Origin of the sequence: Streptomyces sp. NBC_00102, assembly GCF_026343115.1 — a bacterium.
GTDB lineage: Bacteria > Actinomycetota > Actinomycetes > Streptomycetales > Streptomycetaceae > Streptomyces.
Map to the genome: position 1 here is coordinate 159521 of NZ_JAPEMC010000004.1, position 23273 is coordinate 182793.

Here is a 23273-nt window from a genome sequence, read left to right on the forward strand (position 1 = left end):
GGGAAGCCCGCCTCACCCGGGTTCCGGACCGATCGCCGCGCGTTCGCCGGACCCGGGTCTCCGGGCGCGGACGGCCGAGCGGGGCGTCAGCTCCTCGACGAGATCCGCCAGCTCCACGCAGGCGTGCTCCATCTCGCGGCGGATGTCCAACTGCTCCGTGACGACCGCCGACAGCAGGAGCGAGGTGAGCGTCACCGAACCGTTCAGCAGGGCGAGGTTCAGCATCACCTCCAGCACCTGATGGCCCCGGAACGGCCCGGCCTGATGCGTCGCCGAGATCACCGCGAGGACCGAGACGAGCAGGGCGCACGGAGCACTGCCGGCCAGCTGGAACCGGAGCGCCGCCCAGATCAGGACGGGAAACACCAGATAGAGCATGGCGAGGGTGCTGTTGGTCGCCACGAGTGAGGCGACCGACATGACGACGAAGAGACCGGCGGCCTCCAGCCAGCGGTCGGTGATCCGGGGCATCCTTGCCCGGCGCAGGACCAGGAGGATGGGTGTCACCACGAGCACACCCATCACATCGCCCGCCCACCAGCACGCCCAGACGGGCCAGTACCTCTCCGGCGGCAGCTTCTCCGCCACGACCAGCGTGACGCAGCCGAGGGTGGAGCTGACCAGCATCCCGGCGAAGGCGCCCAGGAAGACCAGGGCGACCCCGTCCCGCAATCGGTCCAGCTCCTTCCGGAAGCCCACCGAGCGCAGGGCCGCGTAGGCGGTCAGTGGTCCGAGCGTGTTTCCCGCCAGGATGCCGATCCCGAAGGGCGAGAGCGAGCCGCTGACCGAGAGCGTGGTGAACAGGGCGCCGAGCGCGATGCCCGGCCAGATCCGTACGCCGAACTGCAACAGGGCGGCCAGCGCCACTCCCGTGGGCGGCCACAGGGGTGTCACGACGGACTGGTACGCCTCCAGCCGGCGCAGCAGCCCCAGTCGGCCGGACAGGTAGTACGCGACCACGACTCCCAGGAGCTGGGCGGCGGCCACGGTCCGGCGTCTGGCCTTCTCGCTGCGGATCACAGGTGTCATCAGACACCGGCCCCCGCACGACACCGGCGGTGACACGCGCGGCGTGCCGTCAGCCTGCCGTGCCGCCCTCTCCGTGCCGCAGGACGAGAAAAGCCACATCGTCCTCGTGGCCCGTCATGTCCGCGGCCCCGAGCACCGTCTGGGCGAGCTCCTCGGCTGAGGCGTCAACATGGGCGCTCACCAGCCTTCGTATCCCTTCGAGCCCCTCGTCGATGTCGAGGGAAGGCCCCTCCACCAGCCCGTCGGTCAGCAGGACGACCGCGCCGGGCACGTCGAGCGTGCGCCGGGTGACGGGATAGGTCTCCCCACCCATGATGCCCAGCGGCAGACCTCCCGGACTCTCCGCGATCCCGGACCGTCCGTCGACGGTCGCCCACACGCTCGCCACATGGCCCGCGCGGGCCGAGTGCAGCTCGCGGGTGACCGGATCGACCCGCAGGAAGGTGCAGGTGGCGAAGAGCGGGGCCGTGACCGACAGCATCAGGTCGTTGGTGCGACGCATGATCTCGCCCGGGTCCGGGGTGCTGCCCGCGATGGCCCGCATGGCGATCCGGATCTGCCCCATGACGGCCGCCGCTTCGACGTCGTGCCCCTGTACGTCACCGATGACGAAGCCGAGAGCCCCGTCCGGCAGCTCGAACCCGTCGTACCAGTCGCCGCCGATGTCGAGCCCGTGGTGGGTCGGCTGATAGCGGGCGGCGGTCTGCAGACCGGGGACCGAGGGCAGCTCGCCCGGGAGCATGGTGCGCTGGAGCGCCTCGGCGAGCTCGACCCGGGCCTGGTGGAGTTCCACTTCCTGCCGCGCGCGGGCGGTGAGCTGCTGCAGGGTGCCGAGGAGGTCCGCGGCGCTCGCTGGGGCGGAATTCCTCCGGCGAGTCATCGGCTGCTCCAGTGCGGATCGGTCATTGCAGCGTATTTTGCGCGGGCCGGTCCGGCTACCCGGCGGGAGCCGTGTCCGGGCGGGGCCCGGCACTCGTCGCCCGGAGCCGGCACCGTACGATCCGGACCGGAGCCGCCCGGCCCTTCGACGGCGGGAGCCGTACGAGGAGGGGATCGTCGTGGACGTCCACGAGCGCGAACTGGACACCCCGTGGGAGGGAGTCCTCACCACTTCCACCGGGGGAAGCGACGCCGCGGTCCTGATCCTGGCCGGGTCCAGCGGGCGGGTGGAACGTGAGCGGGCGCGTCTGCTCGCCGGGCAGGGGCTGACCGCACTGGCGATGCGCTGGTTCGGCGGGCCCGGGCAGCCGCCGGGCATCTGCGAGATACCCCTGGAGACCTTCACCGACGCGGTCGGACTGCTGAGGTCGACGGGCGCCTCGCGCATCGGGATACTCGGCGTCTCCAAGGGCGCCGAAGCGGCCCTGCTCACGGCCGTACGCGATCCGCGGGTGGACATGGTGGTCGCGGTGTCGCCGACCGACTCCGTCTGGTGCAACGTCGGACCGGGCCACGACGGCAGGCACCACCCGTACCGGTCCTCGTGGTCCTGGCAGGGCGAACCGCTGCCCTTTCTTCCCATGGACGATTCCTGGACACCCGGGAGCCCCGAAGGGGAGCCCGTCGCCTTCACCGGCTGGTACGAGCTCAGCCGCCGGACCTTCGGCCATCTGCTTCCCGGCGCGGCGATCCCCGTGGAACGCGCCCGTGCCGGGATGCTCCTCGTCGCCGGTGGCGACGACAAGATGTGGCCCTCCCTCCCGGCCGCCGAACGGCTCGCCGCCCGGCGTCGCTCGGCGGGCGCGGAGGTCACGGTGATCAGCCGCGCCGAAGCCGGCCACCGCCCCCGGTTTCCCGGCGAGAGCGTGCTGCCGGCGTCCCGCGCACACCTCCACGGCGGCACTCCGCACGCGGACGCGATTCTGGGGGCGGACGCCTGGCCCCTGATCGTTGCCGCGCTCCGGGGAGTTCCGGACGCCCGGCCCGGCGACTGAGCGGCCACCGGGCCGGAGCGGCAGGAGAAAGGCGCTCTCAGGCCAGCCGGTTCCGGTGGATCCGGCCGTCCTTGACGATGACGGCCAGATTCTCCTCCGGCGCGCCGAGCAGGCCCAGATCCTGTGTGGGGTCGCCCTCCACGACCAGCAGGTCCGCCCACGCGCCGACCGTGATCTCGCCGAAGCGGGCCGCCTTGTAGGGGGCACGCTCGCCGCAGAGCCGCAGGAGACCGGCGTTCCCCGAGGTGACCATCTTCAGCGCCTCGACGGGGGAGAACCCGAAGGTGCCCGACAGGCGCGTGAGCATCTCGCTCTGGCGCGCCGCCTTGGACGGCTCCAGCAGCAGATCCGTCCCGAACACGATCCGCGTCCCGGCGGCCCGTGCCCACGCGTAGGTCCGGGCCACCCCGTCGCACACTTCCTTGTGCTTCGCCGTCGAATCCGGCGAGGCGTACGAGTGGTCGCCCTCCAGGAACGGCTGGGTGCTCAGCCAGACGTTCTCGTCCGCGAGCAGCCGGATGGTCTCCTCCGACGCGAGATGGCCGTGCTCGATGGACTTGATCCCCGCGGCGACCGCGCGGCGGATCCCCTCGTCGTTGAAGACGTGCGCGCTGACGTACGTCCCCCAGTCGGCGGCGGCCTCGACCGCCGCCCTCAGCTCGTCCACCGTGTACTGCACCACGTCCAGCGGGTCGTGCGCCGAGGTCACCCCGCCACCGGCCATGACCTTGATCTGGGTGGCACCGCGCTTCAACTGCTCGCGGACGGCCGCGAGGACCTGGTCGCGGCCGTCCGCGACCCGCATGAAACCGATCCCCTCGGCCCGGGACGGCGCGCCGCCGAACGTCGTGGCGTCGTCGTACGCGCAGGAGAAGTCGCCGTGCCCCGAGGTCTGCGAGAGCGCCGCCTGACTGGGATAGATCCGCGGGCCGGGAAAGGCGCCCGCGTCCACTGCCTGCCGCAGCGCGGTGACGTCCCCGCCCATGTCCCGCACGGCGGTGAAGCCGCGCATCAGCATCCGGCCGGCCTCGGCCAGCGCCTGGTAATAGCCCGAGCCGGTGTTGCCCATGGCCAGCCCCACCTCGCTGTTCCCGGCGGCGAAGAGGTGCACGTGCGCGTCGGTCAGGCCGGGCATGAGCACCCGGCCGCCACCCTCGATCACCAGCGCTCCCGACGGCTTCGGGTCGCCGCCGATCGCGGCGATCCTGCGGTCCTCGACGAGCACCGACCGAGGTGCGGAGACCTCGCTGTTCAGCCCGTCGAAGACACGGACGTCGCGGATCAGGATCGGTACGGAGCCCATGGGTTCCTCTCTCTGCCGAAAACGGACACGGAGGTACCGAGGACGCAAGACGCCTGCCGTGCCGGAGTGGAGCGCCCGGGTCGATTCCTCTGCCTACCGCGCGCACTTTGTCACGAAACATCCTTCAAAGCGGTGATGCCTCGTCGGGAGAAGGACGCTTGTCGATACGTGTGTTCGACGCTACGGTCCACCGTGATCGTCACGAGCCCGGGTGACGGGTGGGAACGGAAGGCTGCGAAGCGCGTGCGAGACGGATCCACCCAGGTCGTACGGAACCCCGTGCTGCCCGGCTCCCACCCCGATCCCTCGATCGTGCGGGTCGGCGACGACTACTACCTCGCCACCTCCACCTTCGAATGGTGCCCGGGCGTGCGGCTGCACCACTCCCGGGACCTGGTCCGCTGGGAGCCGCTGGGCGGAGCGCTCGACGGCCCGCCGGCGCTCGACCTGACCGGCTGCCCCGACTCCGGCGGCGTATGGGCCCCCAGCCTGAGCCACGCGGACGGGCTCTTCCACCTCGTCTACAGCAACGTGTCGACCTACACCGGCGGCTTCTCCGACGCCCCCAACTACCTGGTCACCGCCCCCTCGGTCCACGGCCCCTGGTCCGAGGCCGTCCCCCTGCACGCCCGTGGCTTCGACGCGTCCCTCTTCCACGACGGCCCCGACAGCTGGCTGATCAACCTCGTTCACGACTGGCGGCCGGGGCACGGCGGATCCGCCGGCCTGGAAGCGACCCGCTACGACCGCTCGGCCCGCGCCCTGAGCGGCGACCCCGTCCGCATCGACCTGCCGCCCGGGGACGGCTGGATCGAGGGCCCGAACCTCTATCGCGTCGGCGACTGGTACTACCTGATCACGGCCGACGGCGGAACCGGCTACGACCACCAGGTGACCGTCTCCCGCTCCCGTACCCTCGCCGGCCCGTACGAACGCGACCCGGGCGGCCCGCTCATCACCGCACGCCACCGCCCCGAACTGCCCCTGCAGAAGGCCGGACACGGCAGCCTGGTGACGACACCCGACGGGGAGTTCTACCTCGCCTACCTCGTCTCCCGTCCGCTCGGCCTGCGCGGGCCGTGCGTACTGGGCCGGGAGACGGCGCTGGCACCCGTGACCTGGACCGCCGACGACTGGCCCCGCGTCCCGACCGGCGAACCGGCCGCGGAGGTACCGGCCCCCGTCTCCGTACGGCCGCAGGAGGACCGGGAGCGCACTCCGGCACCGGGTACTCAGGTCGACGACGACTTCGACCGGCCCACCCTCGGGGCCCAGTGGTCCACGCTCCGGCGCCCCGCCGCACCGGACTGGTTGTCGCTCACCGACCGCCCCTCCCACCTGCGGATACGCGGAGGGCGTGCCCCGCACAGCCTCGTCGGTCCCAGCCTGGTGGCCCAGCGCGTGACCGCGCCCCGCTGCTCCTTCGACGTCACCATGGAGTGCCGCCCCGGGGGATTCCAGCACCTCGCGGGGATCACCGCGTACTACAACACCCGCAACTGGTACTACCTGTACGTCACCGCCGACGACGAGGGCCGGCCCGTGCTGCGCACGGCGAGCAGCGACCGGGGCGTGCTGACCGTCGACGAGGCCGGCGGGGTATCCCTGGACGGTGTCACGAGGCTGGACCTCGGCTGCGACATCGACGGTGGGGAGCTGCGCTTCCGCTACGACACAGGGTCCGGCATGCGCCCCCTCGGCGGAGTGGCCGACGCCGGCGTGCTCTCCGACGAGCACGCCGAGGACGTCCAGGAAGGGCAGGTCAGATCCATGGGCTTCACGGGGGCCTTCGTCGGACTGTGGGTCTGGGACCTCGCCGGACAGGGCCGGCACGCCGACTACGACCGTGCGACGTTCAAGGCCGAAGACCGGTCCGGAAGGTGACCGGGGTGGCTCACGCGACCGAGCGGGCCCGCCCCGTCGACGACGAACTCGTCCGGGCGGCCGAACACACCGCCCGCACGAGGTGCCGTGGCGACAACCACACCATGGCCGCCGCCGCACGCGCCCGAGACGGACGGATCATCACCGCGGTGAACGCCTACCACTTCACCGGTGGGCCCTGCGCCGAGCTGGTCCTCATCGGCGCCGCAGCCTCCCAAGGGGCGTACGAACTGGACACCGTCGTCGCGGTGGGCGACCGCGACCGGGGAATCGTGCCGCCGTGCGGCCGCTGTCGCCAGGTACTCCTCGACTACTTCCCCGGCATCGAGGTCATCGTCGGCGCGGGCGATCGCGTACGGGCCGTCGCCATCACCGAGTTGCTCCCCGGGGCCTACGTCTGGGCCGACCACCAGCTCGAAGCCGACTGATCAGCGCGCGGCCCAGCGTGCCACCCACCGGCCCGGGGCCGTCTCCGGGCCTCGCCCGGGTCAGAGGCCGACGACGGCCCACAGGCGCCGGCCTTCCGGGCCCGTCTCCGTCCCGCACCCCTCCACACCCGGCAGGGCGGTCACCCGGTGCAGGACGTCGTCGCCGTCCGGGGCCTGTCCCGGGGCGAGGCCGCAGCGGTGGGAGAGGACGACCACGCACGCCTGCCCGTCCTGGTCGGACAGGTGCACGCTGACCTTCCGGCCACCGTCGGCGACGGCGGTGGTGACGAGCAGGTCCGTGGCCGCGCCCAGCGCCCGGACCGCACCCGGCCCCGGACGGTGACCCCACACCACGAGCTGTTCGAGAACCGTGCGCCGGGCCTTGGCCGGTACCCAAGCGGCGGACTCGTACGACCAGTTCGCACCCCGTCGGTTCCGCATCCCGACCCCGCGCAGGACCGGTCCCGCCGCTGCCCGTCCCGGGTCGTCCCCGTCACGGAGGAGGTCCGGAGGCGGGGGCGAGACCGGCTTCTTCGGCGGAGGCGGCGTGCGCGGGGGAAAGCTCGGCGGGTTGGGGCCTTCGGCCACGGGCGCGGACATGCGGGGCCTCCCGAACGGTGTGCGGCACCTCCCGACGGAAGTCCGCCGTCCCGTCAGGTTAGAGCGCCCCGCACCGGAGCGGGCCGTTTCGCCCCGTTCGGCAGGGGCGGTCGAAAAACGGCGCGGGGACCGGTGCGTGAACCGGTCCCCGCGCCTGCGGGCCCCCCGAGCCGGGCTTTCCGTCAGTGCCCGGACGTCTTCAGGAAGACCGGGTTGGTGAGGGCGGCCATCGGGCCGAACATCAGGGCGTCGCCCATGGTGTTGCCCTGCCCCGCCGATCCGTTCGCCATCGGGTGACGGACCTCGGCGCGTACGTACGCGGCGAGCGAGGCGGTCGTGCGCCACACCACCGTGCCCGTGCCCTCGGCGTTCAGGGACTCCTGGTGCATCTGACCCTCGTCGGTGATGAAGCGGACCGTGCCGTTCGGTACGCCCTTCACGTCCAGCCGGACGTCCACGGGCGCGTCGGCGGGCGCTGTGAGGGTCTCGCCGATGCCGGCCTGCCGCGCGTCGCCGCTGACGGTGAAGGTCAGCTCCACGGCGGCGGATTCGGCGATCCAGCTGCGCCCGGCGCGGATTCCGTCCATGACCGAGTCGGTCCGCAGGTCGTCTGCGAGGACGACGTTGTGCGGCAGACCGATGACCTGCGGGGTGCTGTGGGCGTCGCTGTTGCCCATGGCGGGCACCCAACGGCCGCCGGAGCGCACCGCCTCGCCGATCTTCTGGTCCCAGGTGCTGATGGCGTGCTCGTCGTCGTACGTCCACGGGCCGGTCCACACCTCGGTGGCGTCGGCGTCGTCGAAGCCGAACTTCCACTGGCTCGCCACGTAGGCGCAGTACATGTGGGCGGGCACCACCAGGCCGCCGCCGCGGCGCACCTGACGGGCGAAGCGCGGGAAGGCGTCGTCGCGGTTGCGGTAGCGCCAGTCGATCCACTCGCCGGCGGGCAGGCCGAGGGCGAGCCAGTGGCCGTTGCGGGTGGTGACCTCCTCGCCGGTGATGATCAGCAGATCGGAACCGGCGTAGTCGCCCCACACCGCGTGCGCGGACGAGGTGTTGTGGTCGGTGGAGACCATGAAGTCCAGCCCCGCCTCCCGGGCGCCGGCCGCCACTTCGGCGGGCAGACGCTTGCCGTCGGAGTGGACCGTGTGCAGGTGGCAGTCGCCCCGGTACCAGGCGCGGCCGCGGCCCCGGGCGCGCTGCGGCGGGAAGTTGCGCGGAGCGGCCGGGCCGGGCTCGCCGTAGGTCAGGGTCACCTGGACCTGGTAGTTCAGCCCCTGCGGGGCGACCTGGTAGGGGCCGAGCACGATGTGCCAGGTGCCGCGGCCGACCTTGCCCGGCAGGTAGCCCGGGGTGGCCGCGCCGTTGCTGATCTCGAAGGAGGTACGGGAGCCACCCGACCAGCCCCGGAAGCCGCGTCCGCCGAGGTCGATGCCGCGCGCGTCGAAGATGCCGATGTCGCAGGAGTTGCCGGGCGTCCCGGAGGGGACCGCGGGCTTGTCGTAGGAGTACGACACGGCGATCTTCGCCACGCCGGAGGGCACTTCCACGGGGAGGTGGACGAAGTCGGCTACGCCGGTGGCCAGATGACCGCTGATGGTGTGCGTCGTCTCGGTTCCGGGGGTGCCCGGGGTGGCCGACTCGGCCGCCTGGGCCGGGCGCGCGAACGTCATCGGGGCGAGAGTCACGGCAGCAGCACCGGCGACGCCCGCGGCCAGCAGCCCGCGGCGCCCCGGGCCGTTGCCGGTCCCGGCGGCCGGCTCGGCGTCGGGGCGGAGGATGTCCACCTGGTGCTCGCAGTGTCCATCAAGGCACATGGGTCGTCCTCAGCAAAGTAGGTGGTGGTTGAACGCGCTTGCTTTCCGACTCTTGGCGAGCTCGGTGAACGAGGTGTGAGCCGCGCATGGCGACTCGAAGTATCGACAGTGGCGGAAATGCATCGGTTTTCCGGTGCCGAGCCGCACAAGGGCTGTGTCGACGCGCCTGTTACCCCAAAGGGGGGACTATGGGACATCTTTTGGGCGGTCAATGCCTAAAAGGGGGGTGGTTCCAGGGTTCTGTGTGAACGCGGAAGGCCTCTTTGGCCAATGATGGGTAAAATCTGAACGTGCCATTATCATCGGACCATGGATGTGGCTTCCACTCGCTCCTCACCCCGCAACAGAACCAGGGAAGAGATCTTCCGGGTCATCCAGAGCGGCGGTGCTCTCACGCGCGCGCAACTCGTGGAAGCCACCGGACTTTCCCGCAGCACGGTCAACCACGCGGTCTCCCGGCTCGTCGCCGAGGAACGCGTGGTCGAAGAGGACCCGGAGGCCAAGGGGCCGGGGAGTGGCAGCGGGCGACCGGCGGGCGTGCTGAGATGCGTCCCCGGCGGGGGCAGCTCCGTGGCGCTCGACTTCGGGCACACCCACATCAAGGTCGCCGTCGTCGACGGCACGGGCCGGATGCTGGCCCGGCGGAGCGCCGACCTCGACGTCGACCTGCGTGCCTCCGAGGCCATGGACGCGGCGGCGGACATGCTCGGGGAACTCCGCGCCGAGCACGCCGTCGACGACCACGCCACCGTGGTCGCCGGCATCCCGGGACCGCTCGACTCCGCCACGGGGCTCGTCCGGTCGCCCACCATCCTCTCCAGCTGGGTCGGCCTCGACCCCGGCAAGGAGCTGGAACGACGGCTGGGCCTCACGGTGCACGTCGAGAACGACGCCGTCCTCGGGGCCTACGGCGAACTTCGGTGCGGCGCGGGCCAGGGCTACTCCGACTTCCTGTACGTGAAGGCGTCCCACGGCATCGGGGCGGGGATGGTGCTCGGCGGCGAGCCGTACCGCGGAGCTCTCGGGTTCGCCGGGGAGATCGGGCACACCCCGCTGCCGGGCTACACGGAGCTGTGCCGGTGCGGCAGGCGTGGCTGTCTGGAGGCGGTGGTCTCGGTCGAGTCGGTCAGGGCGCAGATCGCCCACACCCGTCCCGGCCCGTTCTCCGGCCTCTCCTTCGGAGACGGGCTGGACGACGATCCCACCACCTGGCGGATCCTCAACGACGCGGGCCGCATCCTCGGCGAGGTGCTGTCCGTCCTGAGCAACCTGCTCAATCCGGCCGCCGTCATCATCGGTGGCGAGCTCGGTGCCGCCGGAAACGCACTCCTGGAAGGAGTCGCCACGACCGTGCACCGCAGTGCCCAGCCCGCGATCGCCGCCTCCCTCGACATCCTCCCGGCCCAGCTGGGAAAGGACGCTGAGCTGATCGGTGCGGCCGCGCTCGCCACGGTGCTCGCGCGGAAGTGACGGCAGGAGCGGGAGCGCGTGGGAGCGCTCCCGCTCCTGTGGGGCGACCGTAGCCGCCGCGGAGCGTGACGCACGGTCACCCGCGGCGGCTTTGTCCTCGGAGCGGAAAAAGTCGGGGCCAATCGCTGCAGGACTTCTTCCCGGCTCCGGCAGAGGCTGCTACGTTCCCACCGAAAGCCGAATCCGGCGGGCTGAGTCCTCAAAAGCTCGGCCACCGGGCCGAGTTGTGGCCGGCCACCGGGAATGGGGACAGCCCCTCGGGGCGGCCCTGGGGAGGGAGGCGTGAAACGCATGACGGCGAGACCCGCGAATGCCCACCAGGCCCGGCTGCTCAAGGTGTTGCGCGACCACGGCCCCCACTCCCGCGCTCAGCTCGGTGAACAGGTCGATCTCTCCCGGTCGAAACTGGCCGTGGAAGTGGACCGGCTGTTGGAAACCGGGCTGGTGGCAGCCGACGGCCTGGCCGCCTCGCGCGGCGGGCGCAGGTCCCACAACGTCAGGCTCGACCCCGGTCTCCGCTTCCTCGGTGCGGACATCGGCGCGACCTCGGTCGACGTCGCCGTCACCAACGCCGAACTGGAGGTACTCGGTCATCTCAGCCGGCCCATGGACGTACGCGAAGGCCCGGTCGCGGTCTTCGAGCAGGTGCTCGCGCTGGCGGCGGAACTGAGGAAATCGGGGCTCGCGGAGGGGTTCGACGGCGCCGGAGTCGGAGTTCCCGGACCGGTCCGTTTCCCCGAAGGGGTGCCGGTGGCACCGCCGATCATGCCCGGCTGGGACGGCTTCCCCGTGCGGGAGGTGCTCAGTCAGGAACTCGGCTGCCCCGTCATGGTCGACAACGACGTGAACCTGATGGCCATGGGGGAGCGGCACGCGGGCGTCGCGCGTACCGTGAGCGATTTCCTCTGCGTCAAGATCGGGACCGGCATCGGATGCGGCATCGTCGCGGGCGGGGAGGTCCACCGCGGAGTGACGGGCAGCGCAGGCGACATCGGGCACATCCAGGCGGTGCCCGGCGGAAGGCCGTGCAGCTGCGGCAACCGGGGCTGCCTGGAAGCACACTTCGGCGGTGCGGCCCTGGCCCGCGACGCGACCGAAGCAGCACGGCAGGGCCTGTCCGCAGACCTCGCGGCCCGGCGCGCGACCAAAGGAACCCTCACGGGCGTCGACGTCGCGGCAGCCGCTGCCGCGGGGGACGCCATCGCCCTCGATCTGATCCGCGCGGGCGGCACCCACGTCGGCCAGGTCATCGCGGGGCTCGTCTCCTTCTTCAACCCCGGCCTGGTGGTGATCGGCGGCGGAGTGACCGGTCTCGGCCACACTCTGCTCGCGGCCATCCGCACCCAGGTCTACCGCCAGTCGCTGCCCCTGGCGACCGGCAATCTGCCGATCGTCCTCGGAGAACTGGGCCCCGACGCCGGAGTCATCGGCGCCGCCCGGCTCATCAGCGACCACCTCTTCTCACCCGCGTAGGGCGCTCCCGGCCCACCCGGCCAACGACCCCCGGTACAGCGCACCGCACCACCCGCCCGGCTCGCACCACCTGCCCGGCACAGCTCCGTACGTTCTCCAGAGCCACAGCCGCTCCGTACCACCCCGCCGCACCGTGAGCCACCGCACAGCACCGCGAGCCACAGCACCGCGAGCCACCGCACCGCCGCGATCCGCACCACGCGTCCCCGTACCGCGCCCGCGTGCCCGAATCCGACCCGACACGACCAGGTGCTCCAGCCCTGACCGAGGCCGTACGTCTGCCGAGGGGAACCCACATGGCACTCCAGCCACCGCTGCTCCACATGTCCGGCATCACCAAGTCGTTCCCCGGTGTCCGCGCCCTGGACGGCGTCGACCTGGAGGTCCAGGCCGGTGAAGTGCACTGCCTGCTCGGCCAGAACGGTGCCGGCAAGTCCACCCTGATCAAGGTTCTCGCAGGTGCCCACCAGCCCGACACGGGCACCATCCACTGGCGCGGCGAGGCCGTGACCCTGCGCTCGCCCATCGCCGCCATGCGTCTCGGCATCGCCACCATCTACCAGGAACTCGACCTGGTGGAGCATCTGTCGGTCGCCGAGAACATCCACCTCGGCCACGAGCCGACCACCGCCGGATTCGTGGTCAGGGGCAGAGCCGCCCGTGCCGCGTCCACCGAACTCCTGCGGCGTCTGGGCCACCCCGAGATCGATCCCGCCCGCCTCGTCGGAGACCTGTCGGCCGCACAGCAGCAGATCGTGTCGATGGCCCGCGCGCTCTCCCACGACGTCCGCCTCATCGTCATGGACGAGCCGTCCGCCGCCCTCGATCCGGACGAGGTCGACAACCTGTTCCGGATCGTCGGATCACTGACCGCGGAAGGCGTGTCGGTGGTCTACATCTCGCACCGACTGGAGGAGATCCGCCGCATCGGCGACCGGGTGACCGTGCTCAAGGACGGCCGGGCGGTCGCGGGCGGACTGCCCGCCGACGCCACCCCGACCCACGACATCGTCGCCCTGATGACCGGGCGGAACGTCGAATACGTCTTCCCCCGGCGGCCGGCGTCCCCGCCCGCCGGGCCCCCGGTCCTGGAGCTGCGCGGGCTCGCCCGCGCGGGCGAGTTCGAGCCGCTGGACCTCACCGTCCGCCCCGGCGAGATCGTCGGCCTCGCCGGACTCGTCGGCTCCGGCCGCTCCGAGATCCTGGAGACCCTCTACGGCGCCCGCAGGCCGACGTCCGGACAGGTACTCGTCGACGGAAACCCGTTGCGGCCGGGCAGTGTGCGCGTGGCGGTCCGGGCCGGCATCGGCCTCGCCCCCGAGGAGCGCAAGGCGCAGGCGCTGCTGATGCTGGAGTCCGTCACCCGCAACGTCTCCCTCTCCACGCTCTCCCGCTTCTCCCGTGCCGGCTGGCTCGACCGCCGCGGAGAGCGGGAAGCCGCCCGCGCGGCCACCCGGGAACTGTCCCTGCGCCCCGACAACCCGTCGGTGCCCGTCCGCACGCTCTCCGGCGGAAACCAGCAGAAGGCGGTGCTCGCCCGCTGGCTGCTGCGCGGCTGCCGCGTCCTGCTGCTCGACGAACCGACCCGGGGCGTCGACGTCGGAGCCCGCGCCGAGCTGTACGCGGTGGTGCGGCGGCTGGCCGACGAAGGACTCGCGGTCCTGCTCGTGTCCAGCGAGGTGCCCGAAGTACTGGGCCTCGCCGACCGTGTGCTGGTGCTGCGCGAGGGCCGTGTCGTGCACGAGGCGCCGGCCCGCGAACTCGACGAACACCGCGTACTCGACATCGTTCTGGAAGGAAGCCCGGCATCATGACGCAGCACGCCTCCCCGCCCCGCGACAGCACCGACAAGGCGCGACCGGCCGGCACCCTCCCCGTCTGGCGCTCCTTGGTGGCCCGCGCCGACATCCGTACCCTTTCGCTGGTCGGGGTACTGCTCGCCCTCGCCGTCGTCGGCGGCATCACCAAACCGGACGAGTTCCTGGACACCCAGAACCTCCAACTCGTCCTCACCCAGGCATCGGTGATCGGCGTCGTCACGGTCGGCATGACCTTCGTCATCACCTCGGGCGGCATCGACCTGTCGGTCGGCGCGGTCGTCGCCCTCTCCTCGGTGTGGGCGACCACGGTGGCCACCCAGGATTTCGGTTTCGCGGGCATCCTCTTCACCGCCCTGCTCGTCGGCGTGGCCTGCGGGTTCGTCAACGGGCTGCTCATCTCCTTCGGCGGCATGGTCCCGTTCATCGCCACCCTCGCCATGCTCGCCTCGGCCCGCGGGCTCGCGCTCCAGATCACCGACGGCAAAACGCAGATCGTCACCGTCGACGGGCTCCTCGGCCTCGGCGAGCGGGACTCGTACGTGCTCGGCATCCCGCCCCTCGTCCTGGTGTTCGCAGCCGTGACGATCATCGGCTGGCTGGTGCTCAACCGCACCACCTTCGGGCGCCGCACCATCGCCGTAGGCGGCAACGCCGAGGCTGCCCGGCTCGCCGGCATCGACGTACGCCGCCAGCGGCTCTACCTCTACCTGCTGTCCGGACTCTGCTGCGGCATCGCCGCCTTCATGCTGATCATCCTCTCCGGGTCCGGTCAGAACACCAACGGAAATCTCTACGAACTCGACGCCATCGCGGCCGCGATCATCGGCGGAACCCTGCTCAGCGGGGGGCGCGGCACCATCACCGGCTCCGTGCTCGGCGTCCTGATCTTCACCACGATCACCAACATCTTCGCCCTGAACAACCTGCAGAGCGACGTCCAGCAGATTGCCAAGGGCGCGATCATCGTCGCCGCGGTGCTCGTCCAGCGCCGCACCGCGAGCACGACCTGAGGAAGGGGTTCACCGTCATGTCACACCTCACCAGCCGCAGAGGGCTGCTCTTCGGGAGCGCCGCCATCTCCGCCGGAGCACTGCTCACCGGTTGCACGAGCAATGAGAGCAAGGACGAGAAGCCCGCCGCCGCCGAGCGGCCGGCCGCCGACGACCAGCCCGGCAAGCCGGTCACCATCGGGTTCGCCGGCCCCCAGGCCGACCACGGCTGGCTCAACGCGATCAACGACAACGCCAAGAGCCGCGCCAAGAAGTACTCGGACGTCACCCTGGAGATCACCGAGGGCTCCAACGACACCGCCGCGCAGATCGGCCAGATCGAGACCCTCATCAACAAGAAGGTCGACGTCCTGGTGATCCTGCCCGCGGACGGCAAGGCCCTCACCCAGGTCGGGCTGAAGGCGATGCGCGCCGGCATCCCGGTGATCAACCTGGACCGGATCTTCAACACCCCGCAGGCGTACCGCTGCTGGATCGGCGGCGACAACTACGGCATGGGCTTCAACGCCGGTCACTACATCGGCGAGAAGCTCAAGGGCAAGTCCGGCGCCCGCGTCGTCGAGCTCGCCGGTCTGGACAACCTGGAGCTGACCAAGCAGCGCACCCAGGGCTTCGACGACGCCCTCAAGAACTACCCCGACATCCAGAAGGTCGCCCGCCAGGCCGCCGACTTCACCGTCGAGTCCGGCCAGGCCAAGATGGCCCAGCTCCTCCAGGCCCAGTCGAAGATCGACGCCCTGTGGAACCACGACGACGACCAGGGCGTCGGCGCGCTGCGCGCCATCGAACAGGCCGGGCGCGACGAGTTCCTGATGGTCGGTGGCGCCGGGGCGCTCTCCGCCTTCGAGGTGATCAAGCAGGACAGCGGGGTCCTGAAGGCCACCGTGCTCTACCCGCCGACGATGGCCGCCTCGGCCATCGACCTGGCCCGCGCACTCGGCCAGGCCAAGGGGGTCGGCGGCCTCGCCGAGTACGAGATCCCCTCGTCGATCACGCTCTACTCCGCCGTCGTCGACAAGGACAACGTCGACCAGTACATGCCCACCGGCTTCCGCTGACGGGCCAGGCCGTGTCCGCGGCGTCCCTCCCGCGCGCCCGGAACGTGGCGCGGGCCCGGACGGACGCCGCGGACACGGCCTCCGTACCCCCACGGATCTACGAAGAGGATGAGGAGGACCCACCCATGGGACACCTGGAGCAGATCGAAGGGCCGGAGGCGGCGAAGCCACCGCTCCGCGTAGGAATGGTCGGATACGCCTTCATGGGCGCCGCCCACTCCCAGGGCTGGCGCACCGTGGGCCGCGTCTTCGACCTGCCCCTGAGACCGGTCCTGGCGGCCGTCTGCGGCCGGGACGACGCCGCGGTCCGGGCGGCGGCCGACCGGCACGGATGGGCGAGCGCCGAGACCGACTGGCGCGTCCTGGTGGCGCGGGACGACATCGACCTCGTCGACATCTGCACCCCCGGCGACAGCCACGCCGAGATCGCTCTGGCCGCGCTGGCCGCGGGCAAGCACGTGCTGTGCGAGAAGCCCCTCGCCAATACGGTGGCGGAAGCCGACGCGATGACCGCCGCTGCCGAAGCGGCATCCGCACGAGGGCAGTTGACGATGGTCGGCTTCAACTACCGACGGGTGCCCGCCACCGCCCTGGCCCGCCGGATGGTGGCCGAGGGCAGGATCGGCACCCTGCGGCACGTACGGGTGTCCTACCTCCAGGACTGGCTGGTGGACCCGTCCTTCCCGCTCACCTGGCGGCTGCGCAAGGAGCACGCGGGCTCCGGCTCGCTCGGCGATCTGGGCGCGCACATCGTCGATCTCGCCCAGTACCTGGCCGGTGAACGGCTGGCCGGGGTCTCTGCGCTCACCGAGACCTTCGTGCGGCGGCGCCCGCTGCCCGCCGGGCCCACCAGCGGCCTCGCCGCAGGCGAGGCGGCCGGCACCGGGGAGGTCACCGTGGACGACGCCGCCGTCTTCACCGGCCGGTTCGCTTCCGGCGCCCTCGCCTCGTTCGAGGCCACCCGCTACGCGACCGGCCGCAAGAACGCGCTGCGCATCGAACTCAACGGAGAACGAGGGTCGCTCGCCTTCGACCTGGAGCGCCTCAACGAACTCGCGTTCCACGACGGCACCGAACCCGGAACGCACGCCGGGTTCCGCCGGATCCTCGTCACCGAGCCCGATCACCCCTATGTGGAGGCATGGTGGCCTCCGGGCCACGGCCTCGGCTACGAGCACTCCTTCGTCCACCAGGCCCGCGATCTCGTGCACGCCATCGCGGAGCGGCGCGCTCCCGAACCCTCCTTCGCGGACGGGCTCCAGGTCCAGCGGGTACTCGCCGCGGTCGAGGAGAGTGCAGAGAAGAACTCCGTCTACACCCCGATCGCGTTCTGAGGAGTCCCCCGTGCCACGCAATTTCACGCTGTTCACCGGTCAGTGGGCAGACCTTCCTCTGGAGGAGGTCTGCCGCCTGGCCCGCGACTTCGGTTACGACGGCCTCGAACTCGCCTGCTGGGGAGACCACTTCGAAGTCGACAAGGCGCTCGCCGATCCCGCCTACCTGGACTCGCGGCGCGAGCTCCTGGACCGGTACGGGCTCAAGTGCTGGGCCATCTCGAACCACTTGGTGGGACAGGCCGTCTGCGACGCCATCATCGACGAACGCCACCAGGCCATCCTGCCCGCCCGCATCTGGGGCGACGGCGAGGCCGAGGGTGTACGGCGGCGTGCCGCGGCCGAGATCGCCGACACCGCCCGTGCCGCGGCCGCTTTCGGCGTCGACACCGTGATCGGGTTCACCGGCTCGGCCATCTGGCATCTGGTCGCCATGTTCCCGCCCGCCCCCGAGTCGATGATCGAGCGCGGCTACCAGGACTTCGCCGACCGCTGGAACCCGATTCTGGACGTCTTCGACGCCGAGGGGGTCCGTTTCGCCCACGAGGTCCACCCCAGCGAGATCGCCTACGACTACTGGACCACCCGGCGCGCCCTGGAAGCCGTCGGTCACCGGCCCGCCTTCGGCCTCAACTTCGACCCCTCCCACTTCGTGTGGCAGGACCTCGATCCGGTCGGCTTCCTCTGGGACTTCCGTGACCGGATCTACCACGTCGACTGCAAGGAGGCCCGCAAGCGCCTGGACGGACGGAACGGACGGCTCGGCTCCCACCTGCCGTGGGGCGACCCCCGCCGAGGCTGGGACTTCGTCTCCGCCGGCCACGGCGACGTCCCCTGGGAGGACGTCTTCCGGATGCTGGGCTCCATCGGTTACCAGGGGCCGGTCTCCGTCGAGTGGGAGGACGCCGGCATGGACCGGCTCCAGGGCGCCCCCGAGGCCCTGGTCAGACTCAAGGCGTTCGACTTCGACCCGCCGAAGGCGTCCTTCGACGCGGCCTTCGGCACGCAGACCTCCTGACCCGGGCGGCTCCGGGGCCGGGCCGCCCCGGCCGCCACCGGCCCGCAACGACCGGGGCCCGGCCCCGGAGCCCGCCCCGCGATCCTCACTTCCGCTCCCCGGGACGACGGCACATCCCGGCGTACCGCGCCCGCCCGTACAGACCAGCCCCACTCTGGAGGCGTTCGTGCACGGCACCGACCGCACCACCCACCACCCCCACACCCCCGCACACCACCACCCACCGACGTCGGCGACTCCGCGAGGCGGTGACCCTGCCGGGCCGCCGCACGCTCTTCCGGGGGAGCGCCGCGCTCCTCGCCACGGACGGCTCGAACTCCACCACCGGCCGAGGGGACTGTGATGCGTACGACCGGCAGACTGACGACGGCCGTGGCAGGAGCGGCCCTGCTCCTGGGCTGCGTGGCCGGCCCCTCCGCCGCGCACCCGGCCGAGGCCAAGCGCGTCCTGGTCTTCTCCAAGACGGCCGGGTTCCGCCACGACTCGATCCCCGAGGGAATCGCGGCCGTGCGCGAACTCGCGGCGCAGGGCGGCTTCGCCGTCGATGCCACGGAGGACTCCACCGCCTTCACCGCGAAGAACCTGCGGCGCTACGACGCGGTCGTGTTCCTGTCGACGACGGGAGACGTCCTCGACGACCACCAGCAGCGGGCCTTCGAGGGCTACATCCGCCACGGGGGAGGGTACGTGGGCGTCCACGCCGCCGCCGACACCGAGTACGACTGGGAGTTCTACGGCGGTTTGGCCGGCGCCTGGTTCCAGGGACACCCGGCGATCCAGCCGGCCACGGTGCGCGTGGAGGACCGCGCGCACCCGTCGACGGCGGGTCTGGCGCGGACCTGGAACCGTACGGACGAGTGGTACAACTACCGCTCCAACCCGCGTGAACACGCCCACGTTCTCGCCTCGCTCGACGAGTCCTCGTACCAGGGCGGCACCATGGACGGCGACCACCCGATCGCCTGGTGCCAGGAATACCGGGGCGGCCGCGCCTTCTACACCGGCGGCGGTCACTCCAAGGAGTCCTACGCCGAACCCGCCTTCCGGCAGCACCTGCTGGGCGGAATCCGCTGGGCCATCGGCGAGGCCCAGGCCGACTGCCGGCCGGAGAACGGCTACCGGCCGCTGTTCGACGGCACCACCCTGGACGGCTGGCAGCAGGCGGGGCCGGGCTCCTTCGCCCTGTCGGAGGACGGCACGCTGACCTCCGACGGCGGGATGGGGCTGCTCTGGTACGCGGGCCGGAGCTTCGGGTCGTACTCCCTGAAGCTCGACTGGAAGGCGCAGGGCGACGACAACTCGGGTGTGTTCGTGGGCTTCCCGCCCTCCGGCGACCCGTGGTCGGCCGTGGACCACGGCTACGAGATCCAGATCGACGCCACCGACACACCGGACCGCACCACGGGCTCCGTCTACGGGTTCAAGTCCGCCGACCGGAAGAAGCGCGACCGCGCGCTGAACCCGCCGGGGGAGTGGAACACGTACGAGATCCGGGTGGAGGGCGAGCGCCTTCGCATCTGGCTCAACGGCGTACGGATCAACGACTTCACCAACACCGATCCGTCACGGAGCCTGCGCGAGGGACACCTCGGCATCCAGAACCACGGAGCCGGTGACCAGGTGTCGTTCCGCGACATCCGGATCAAGGAGCTTCACGGGCCCCGATGACACCACGTCCGGTGCCGCCGGCAGCGGCACCGGACGAGCGTGGCGGGAGGGGCGCGCGGCGTGCGGGGCGCGCCGTACCCCCGCCCGCCGTCTTCGCCCCGGGCCGTACGCCGGTTCCCGCCGGCGACGCGCCCGGTATCCGCAAGGCGACCCGCACGGCATTCGTACCGCACCGCACACGCAAGGCACGCAGGGAATTCACCCGGCAAGGAGGCTGCCATGTCTGTCATGTCCGCGTCTGTTTCCTCGGCTCGGGTGGGAGTGTGGCTGATCGGCGCCCGCGGCTCCGTCGCCACCACCACCGTCGCCGGCTGCGCCGCCGTGGCCGCCGGTCTGCACCCGCCCACCGGAATGGTCACCGAGACACCCCCGTTCGCCGCCTCGGGCCTGCCGTCACCGGCCTCGCTGGTGTTCGGCGGCCACGACGTACTCGACTGCCCGCTGCCCAAGCGCGCGGAGCAACTGGCGGCGGCGGGAGTGCTGCCGTACGGTCTCCCGGCCGCCGTGGGCGCCGAACTCGCCGCGGCGGACGCGGAGATCAGGCCGGGCGGACCGGTGGCGGGCGACGCCCGTAACCCCGACGAGCTGATATCCGCCTTCGCCCGGGACATCCAGGACTTCGCACGCAGACACGAACTGGCCCGCACGGTGGTCGTCAACCTGTCGTCCACCGAGCCGGCCGCCACCGGCACGGCCCTGCCGCCCAGTTCGCTGTACGCGGCGGCGGCCCTGAGGGCCGGGTGCGCGTACGTGAACTTCACCCCGTCGACGGGCCTGCACCACCCGGAGCTGGCCGACGCGGTGGCGTCCTCGGGCCTGCCCTACGCCGGCCGGGACGGGAAGACCGGTCAGACGCTGCTGCGCTCCGTCCTCGGCCCCATGTTCGCCCAGCGGGCCCTGGCGGTCCGCGCCTGGTCCGGCACCAATCTGCTGGGCGGCGGCGACGGGGCCGCCCTCGCAGACCCGGCAGCCGCGGCGGCGAAGAACGCGGGCAAGGAGCGGGTCCTCGCCGACACTCTCGGCACCACACCGCAGGGTGTGGTGCACATCGACGACGTACCCGCGCTCGGCGACTGGAAGACCGCCTGGGACCACGTCGCGTTCGACGGCTTCCTCGGCACCCGGATGATCCTGCAGACCCTGTGGCAGGGGTGCGACTCGGCACTGGCCGCCCCGCTGGTCATCGACCTCGCCCGGCTCGCCCTGCGTGCCCAGGAAGCGGGGTTCCGGGGACCGTTGCAGGACCTCGGGTTCTACTTCAAGGATCCGGTGGGCGACAGCCCCGCAGCCCTGGGTGAGCAGTACGCGGCCCTGCTCCGCTTCGCCGAGCGGCTGCGCGACGGGGCGGGCACGGAGGCGGGCGCCGCCGCTCCGGAGAACCCCGCCCTGGAGGAGGGGTGCTGAGGAGCCTGGTGTCGACGTTCCGGTCCGCGGTGCGCCGCCCGGGCGGCGCACCGCCGGCCGCGGCCCCCGTACCCGGGCCCCGCGCCCGGCCCCTCCCGACCCGGCCGGAGAGCACGCCCCGGGAGGGACACCCCGGGACCACCCCGGCGGACGCACCCGCCCGACGCGGCCCCGACCTGCGGGCCTGGGCCGAACTGCTGCGCCTGCCGGCCCTGTTCACCGTTCCCGGTGACGTGCTGGCCGGGGCGTCCGCGGCCGGCGGGCGCCCCGGCCCCCGCACCCTGCTGGCCATCGGCGCGTCCCTCTGCCTCTACGAAGCGGGCATGGCCCTCAACGACTGGGCCGACCTGGACGAGGACGCAGTCGAGCGCCCCCACCGCCCGCTGCCCTCCGGCCGGGTGCGCCCCGAAGCCGCCCTCGTGGCAGCCTCCGTCTGCACCACGGCGGGCCTCGCCCTGGCCGCCCGGGCGGGCCGCCCCGCCCTCGCCGTCGCGATCCCGCTCGCGGCGGCGGTGTGGGCGTACGACCTCGGGCTCAAACGGACCCCGGCCGGTCCGCCGGCGATGGCGGCGGCACGCGGTCTCGACCTGCTGCTCGGTGCGGCGGCGACCCGGCCCGCCGGCAGTGGCGTCCGGCACGCCGCGCCCTCCGCGGCCCTGCTCGCCGGCCACACCCTGGCCGTCACCGCGGTCTCCCGAAGGGAGACGACCGGCGGTGCCCCGCTCGTACCGCTCGCCGCGCTCGCCACGGCCGGCACCCTCACCCTGATGCTCGGCAGCCGGCCCGGCACGCGCGGATCATCCGGCACACTCTCTCCGTCGAGCGCCGCCGGGGACCTCCTGCGCACCGGAATCGCCACCGGCTACGCCATGACGGCCGCCCGCCCCTACCTCCACGCGGCGCTCAACCCGTCGCCCGCCCTCACCCAGCGCGCCGTAGGCGGAGGCATCCGCGCCACCATCCCGCTCCAGGCGGCGCTCTGCGCCCGTTCCGGTGCCCCGGCCACCGCCCTGCTGACCGCCGTACTGGCTCCCCTCGCCGCCAGGTTCGCCCGGAAAGTGAGCATCACATGAGCCCCTTGGCCGACCTCTCCGAGACGTCAAGAACTCCGGCGCCGCTGCGGTTCGGGTACGGCACCAACGGCCTCGGCGACCTCCGGCTCGACGACGCCCTCGGCCTCCTCGCCGACCTCGGCTACGACGGAGTCGGGCTCACGCTCGACCACATGCACCTCGACCCGCTCGCCCCGGACCTCGGCGCGCGTACCCGCCGCGTCGCCGGGCGGCTGGCGGAGCTCGGGCTGGGCGTGACCGTGGAGACGGGCGCCCGGTACGTCCTCGACCCCCGCCGCAAGCACGGCCCCACCCTTCTCGACGCCGACCCCGCCGACCGGGCCCGCCGCACCGACCTGCTGGTCCGCGCGGTCGGGGTCGGCGCCGACCTCGGGGCGCACGCCGTGCACTGCTTCAGCGGGATCACCCCCGAGGGCACGGACCAGGACACCGCCTGGCAGCGGCTGACCGAGTCCATGACCCCGGTCGTGGACGCCGCCGCGACCGCCGGGATCCCCCTCGCCGTCGAACCCGAACCCGGCCACCTCCTCGCCACCCTCGCGGACTTCCACCGGCTGCGCCACGCGCTCGGCGATCCCGGGCACCTCGGCCTCACCCTCGACATCGGTCACTGCCAGTGCCTCGAACCCCTCCCGCCCGCCGACTGCGTCCGCGCCGCCGCCCCCTGGCTGCGGCACGTCCAGATCGACGACATGCGGCGCGGCGTGCACGAGCACCTGCCCTTCGGCGACGGCGAGATCGACTTCCCGCCGGTCCTGGCGGCCCTCGCCGCCACCGGCTACCAGGGCCTGACCGTCGTCGAACTGCCCCGGCACTCGCACGCGGGGCCCGAGCAGGCCACCCGGTCCCTCCCGTTCCTGCGGCGCGCCGCCACCGCCGCGGCCATCCACCGGTGAAGGCCCGAGGAGAGCGCGCCCCCTCCGCCCGGCACGCTCACCGCCACCCCGAAG

General features: G+C 72.2%; 19 protein-coding genes. 14 read left to right on the plus strand and 5 right to left on the minus strand.

Going from position 1 to position 23273, the window contains the following annotated elements:
- Positions 1-12 precede the first annotated feature (12 nt).
- Together OHA55_RS33835 and OHA55_RS33840 are read right to left on the minus strand one after the other, a co-directional pair.
- On the minus strand, positions 13-1020 hold the full coding sequence (locus OHA55_RS33835) for an MASE1 domain-containing protein (protein ID WP_266714019.1): 1008 nt from the start codon (positions 1018-1020) through the stop codon (positions 13-15).
- A gap of 58 nt (positions 1021-1078) precedes the next feature.
- On the minus strand, positions 1079-1909 hold the full coding sequence (locus tag OHA55_RS33840; protein ID WP_266713843.1) for a PP2C family protein-serine/threonine phosphatase: 831 nt from the start codon (positions 1907-1909) through the stop codon (positions 1079-1081).
- 178 nt (positions 1910-2087) lie between these two features.
- Here OHA55_RS33840 and OHA55_RS33845 point away from each other — a divergent pair, with 178 nt between their 5' ends.
- Positions 2088-2963: an acyl-CoA thioester hydrolase/BAAT C-terminal domain-containing protein gene (locus tag OHA55_RS33845; RefSeq protein WP_266713845.1), complete on the plus strand. Its 876-nt coding sequence runs from the start codon at positions 2088-2090 to the stop codon at positions 2961-2963.
- A gap of 37 nt (positions 2964-3000) precedes the next feature.
- Here the strand turns inward: OHA55_RS33845 and OHA55_RS33850 are convergent, their stop codons facing one another.
- Positions 3001-4266, minus strand: coding sequence for an amidohydrolase family protein (locus OHA55_RS33850; RefSeq protein ID WP_266713847.1), 1266 nt, complete (start codon positions 4264-4266; stop codon positions 3001-3003).
- A 243-nt stretch (positions 4267-4509) separates the two neighbouring features.
- Here OHA55_RS33850 and OHA55_RS33855 point away from each other — a divergent pair, with 243 nt between their 5' ends.
- Positions 4510-6150 (plus strand): glycoside hydrolase family 43 protein, encoded by a 1641-nt coding sequence (locus OHA55_RS33855; RefSeq protein ID WP_266713849.1) that lies wholly within the window; start codon positions 4510-4512, stop codon positions 6148-6150.
- A gap of 5 nt (positions 6151-6155) precedes the next feature.
- Entirely contained in the window at positions 6156-6578 is a 423-nt protein-coding gene (locus OHA55_RS33860; protein WP_266713851.1) for a cytidine deaminase, read from the plus strand.
- Between the two features lie 60 nt (positions 6579-6638).
- On the opposite strand, the gene OHA55_RS33865 is transcribed toward OHA55_RS33860, so the two are convergent.
- Positions 6639-7178, minus strand: coding sequence for a hypothetical protein (locus OHA55_RS33865; protein WP_266713853.1), 540 nt, complete (start codon positions 7176-7178; stop codon positions 6639-6641).
- Positions 7179-7360: 182 nt separating this feature from the next.
- On the minus strand, positions 7361-8851 hold the full coding sequence (locus OHA55_RS33870; protein WP_266714021.1) for a CehA/McbA family metallohydrolase: 1491 nt from the start codon (positions 8849-8851) through the stop codon (positions 7361-7363).
- Between the two features lie 453 nt (positions 8852-9304).
- On the opposite strand from OHA55_RS33870, the gene OHA55_RS33875 reads away from it, so the two are divergent.
- The 11 genes from OHA55_RS33875 to OHA55_RS33925 all read left to right on the plus strand — a co-directional run bounded on the left by OHA55_RS33875 (position 9305) and on the right by OHA55_RS33925 (position 23219).
- Entirely contained in the window at positions 9305-10465 is a 1161-nt protein-coding gene (locus tag OHA55_RS33875) for an ROK family transcriptional regulator (RefSeq protein WP_266713855.1), read from the plus strand.
- 291 nt (positions 10466-10756) lie between these two features.
- The gene (locus OHA55_RS33880; RefSeq protein WP_266713857.1) at positions 10757-11938 is read left to right on the plus strand and encodes an ROK family transcriptional regulator; all 1182 of its coding nucleotides are present in this window, start codon (positions 10757-10759) and stop codon (positions 11936-11938) included.
- Between the two features lie 296 nt (positions 11939-12234).
- A complete protein-coding gene (locus OHA55_RS33885) occupies positions 12235-13752 on the plus strand; it encodes a sugar ABC transporter ATP-binding protein (RefSeq protein ID WP_266713859.1) in 1518 nt (505 codons plus the stop codon).
- Positions 13749-14768, plus strand: a complete 1020-nt coding sequence (locus tag OHA55_RS33890; protein ID WP_266713861.1) for an ABC transporter permease — start codon at positions 13749-13751, stop codon at positions 14766-14768. Before OHA55_RS33885 ends, OHA55_RS33890 begins: the two co-directional genes overlap by 4 nt.
- Before the next feature lie 17 nt (positions 14769-14785).
- Positions 14786-15826: a substrate-binding domain-containing protein gene (locus OHA55_RS33895; RefSeq protein WP_266713863.1), complete on the plus strand. Its 1041-nt coding sequence runs from the start codon at positions 14786-14788 to the stop codon at positions 15824-15826.
- A 125-nt stretch (positions 15827-15951) separates the two neighbouring features.
- Entirely contained in the window at positions 15952-17160 is a 1209-nt protein-coding gene (locus OHA55_RS33900) for a Gfo/Idh/MocA family protein (RefSeq protein WP_266713865.1), read from the plus strand.
- A 10-nt stretch (positions 17161-17170) separates the two neighbouring features.
- The gene (locus OHA55_RS33905) at positions 17171-18178 is read left to right on the plus strand and encodes a sugar phosphate isomerase/epimerase (protein WP_266713867.1); all 1008 of its coding nucleotides are present in this window, start codon (positions 17171-17173) and stop codon (positions 18176-18178) included.
- Between the two features lie 342 nt (positions 18179-18520).
- Positions 18521-19846 carry a ThuA domain-containing protein gene (locus OHA55_RS33910; RefSeq protein ID WP_266713869.1) on the plus strand — a complete coding sequence of 442 codons (1326 nt, stop codon included), beginning with the start codon at positions 18521-18523 and terminating at the stop codon, positions 19844-19846.
- 228 nt (positions 19847-20074) lie between these two features.
- Positions 20075-21250 carry an inositol-3-phosphate synthase gene (locus OHA55_RS33915; RefSeq protein ID WP_266714023.1) on the plus strand — a complete coding sequence of 392 codons (1176 nt, stop codon included), beginning with the start codon at positions 20075-20077 and terminating at the stop codon, positions 21248-21250.
- Positions 21251-21426: 176 nt separating this feature from the next.
- Positions 21427-22323 (plus strand): SCO3242 family prenyltransferase, encoded by an 897-nt coding sequence (locus tag OHA55_RS33920; RefSeq protein WP_266714025.1) that lies wholly within the window; start codon positions 21427-21429, stop codon positions 22321-22323.
- A complete protein-coding gene (locus tag OHA55_RS33925) occupies positions 22320-23219 on the plus strand; it encodes a sugar phosphate isomerase/epimerase (protein WP_266713871.1) in 900 nt (299 codons plus the stop codon). Before OHA55_RS33920 ends, OHA55_RS33925 begins: the two co-directional genes overlap by 4 nt.
- Positions 23220-23273 lie beyond the last annotated feature (54 nt).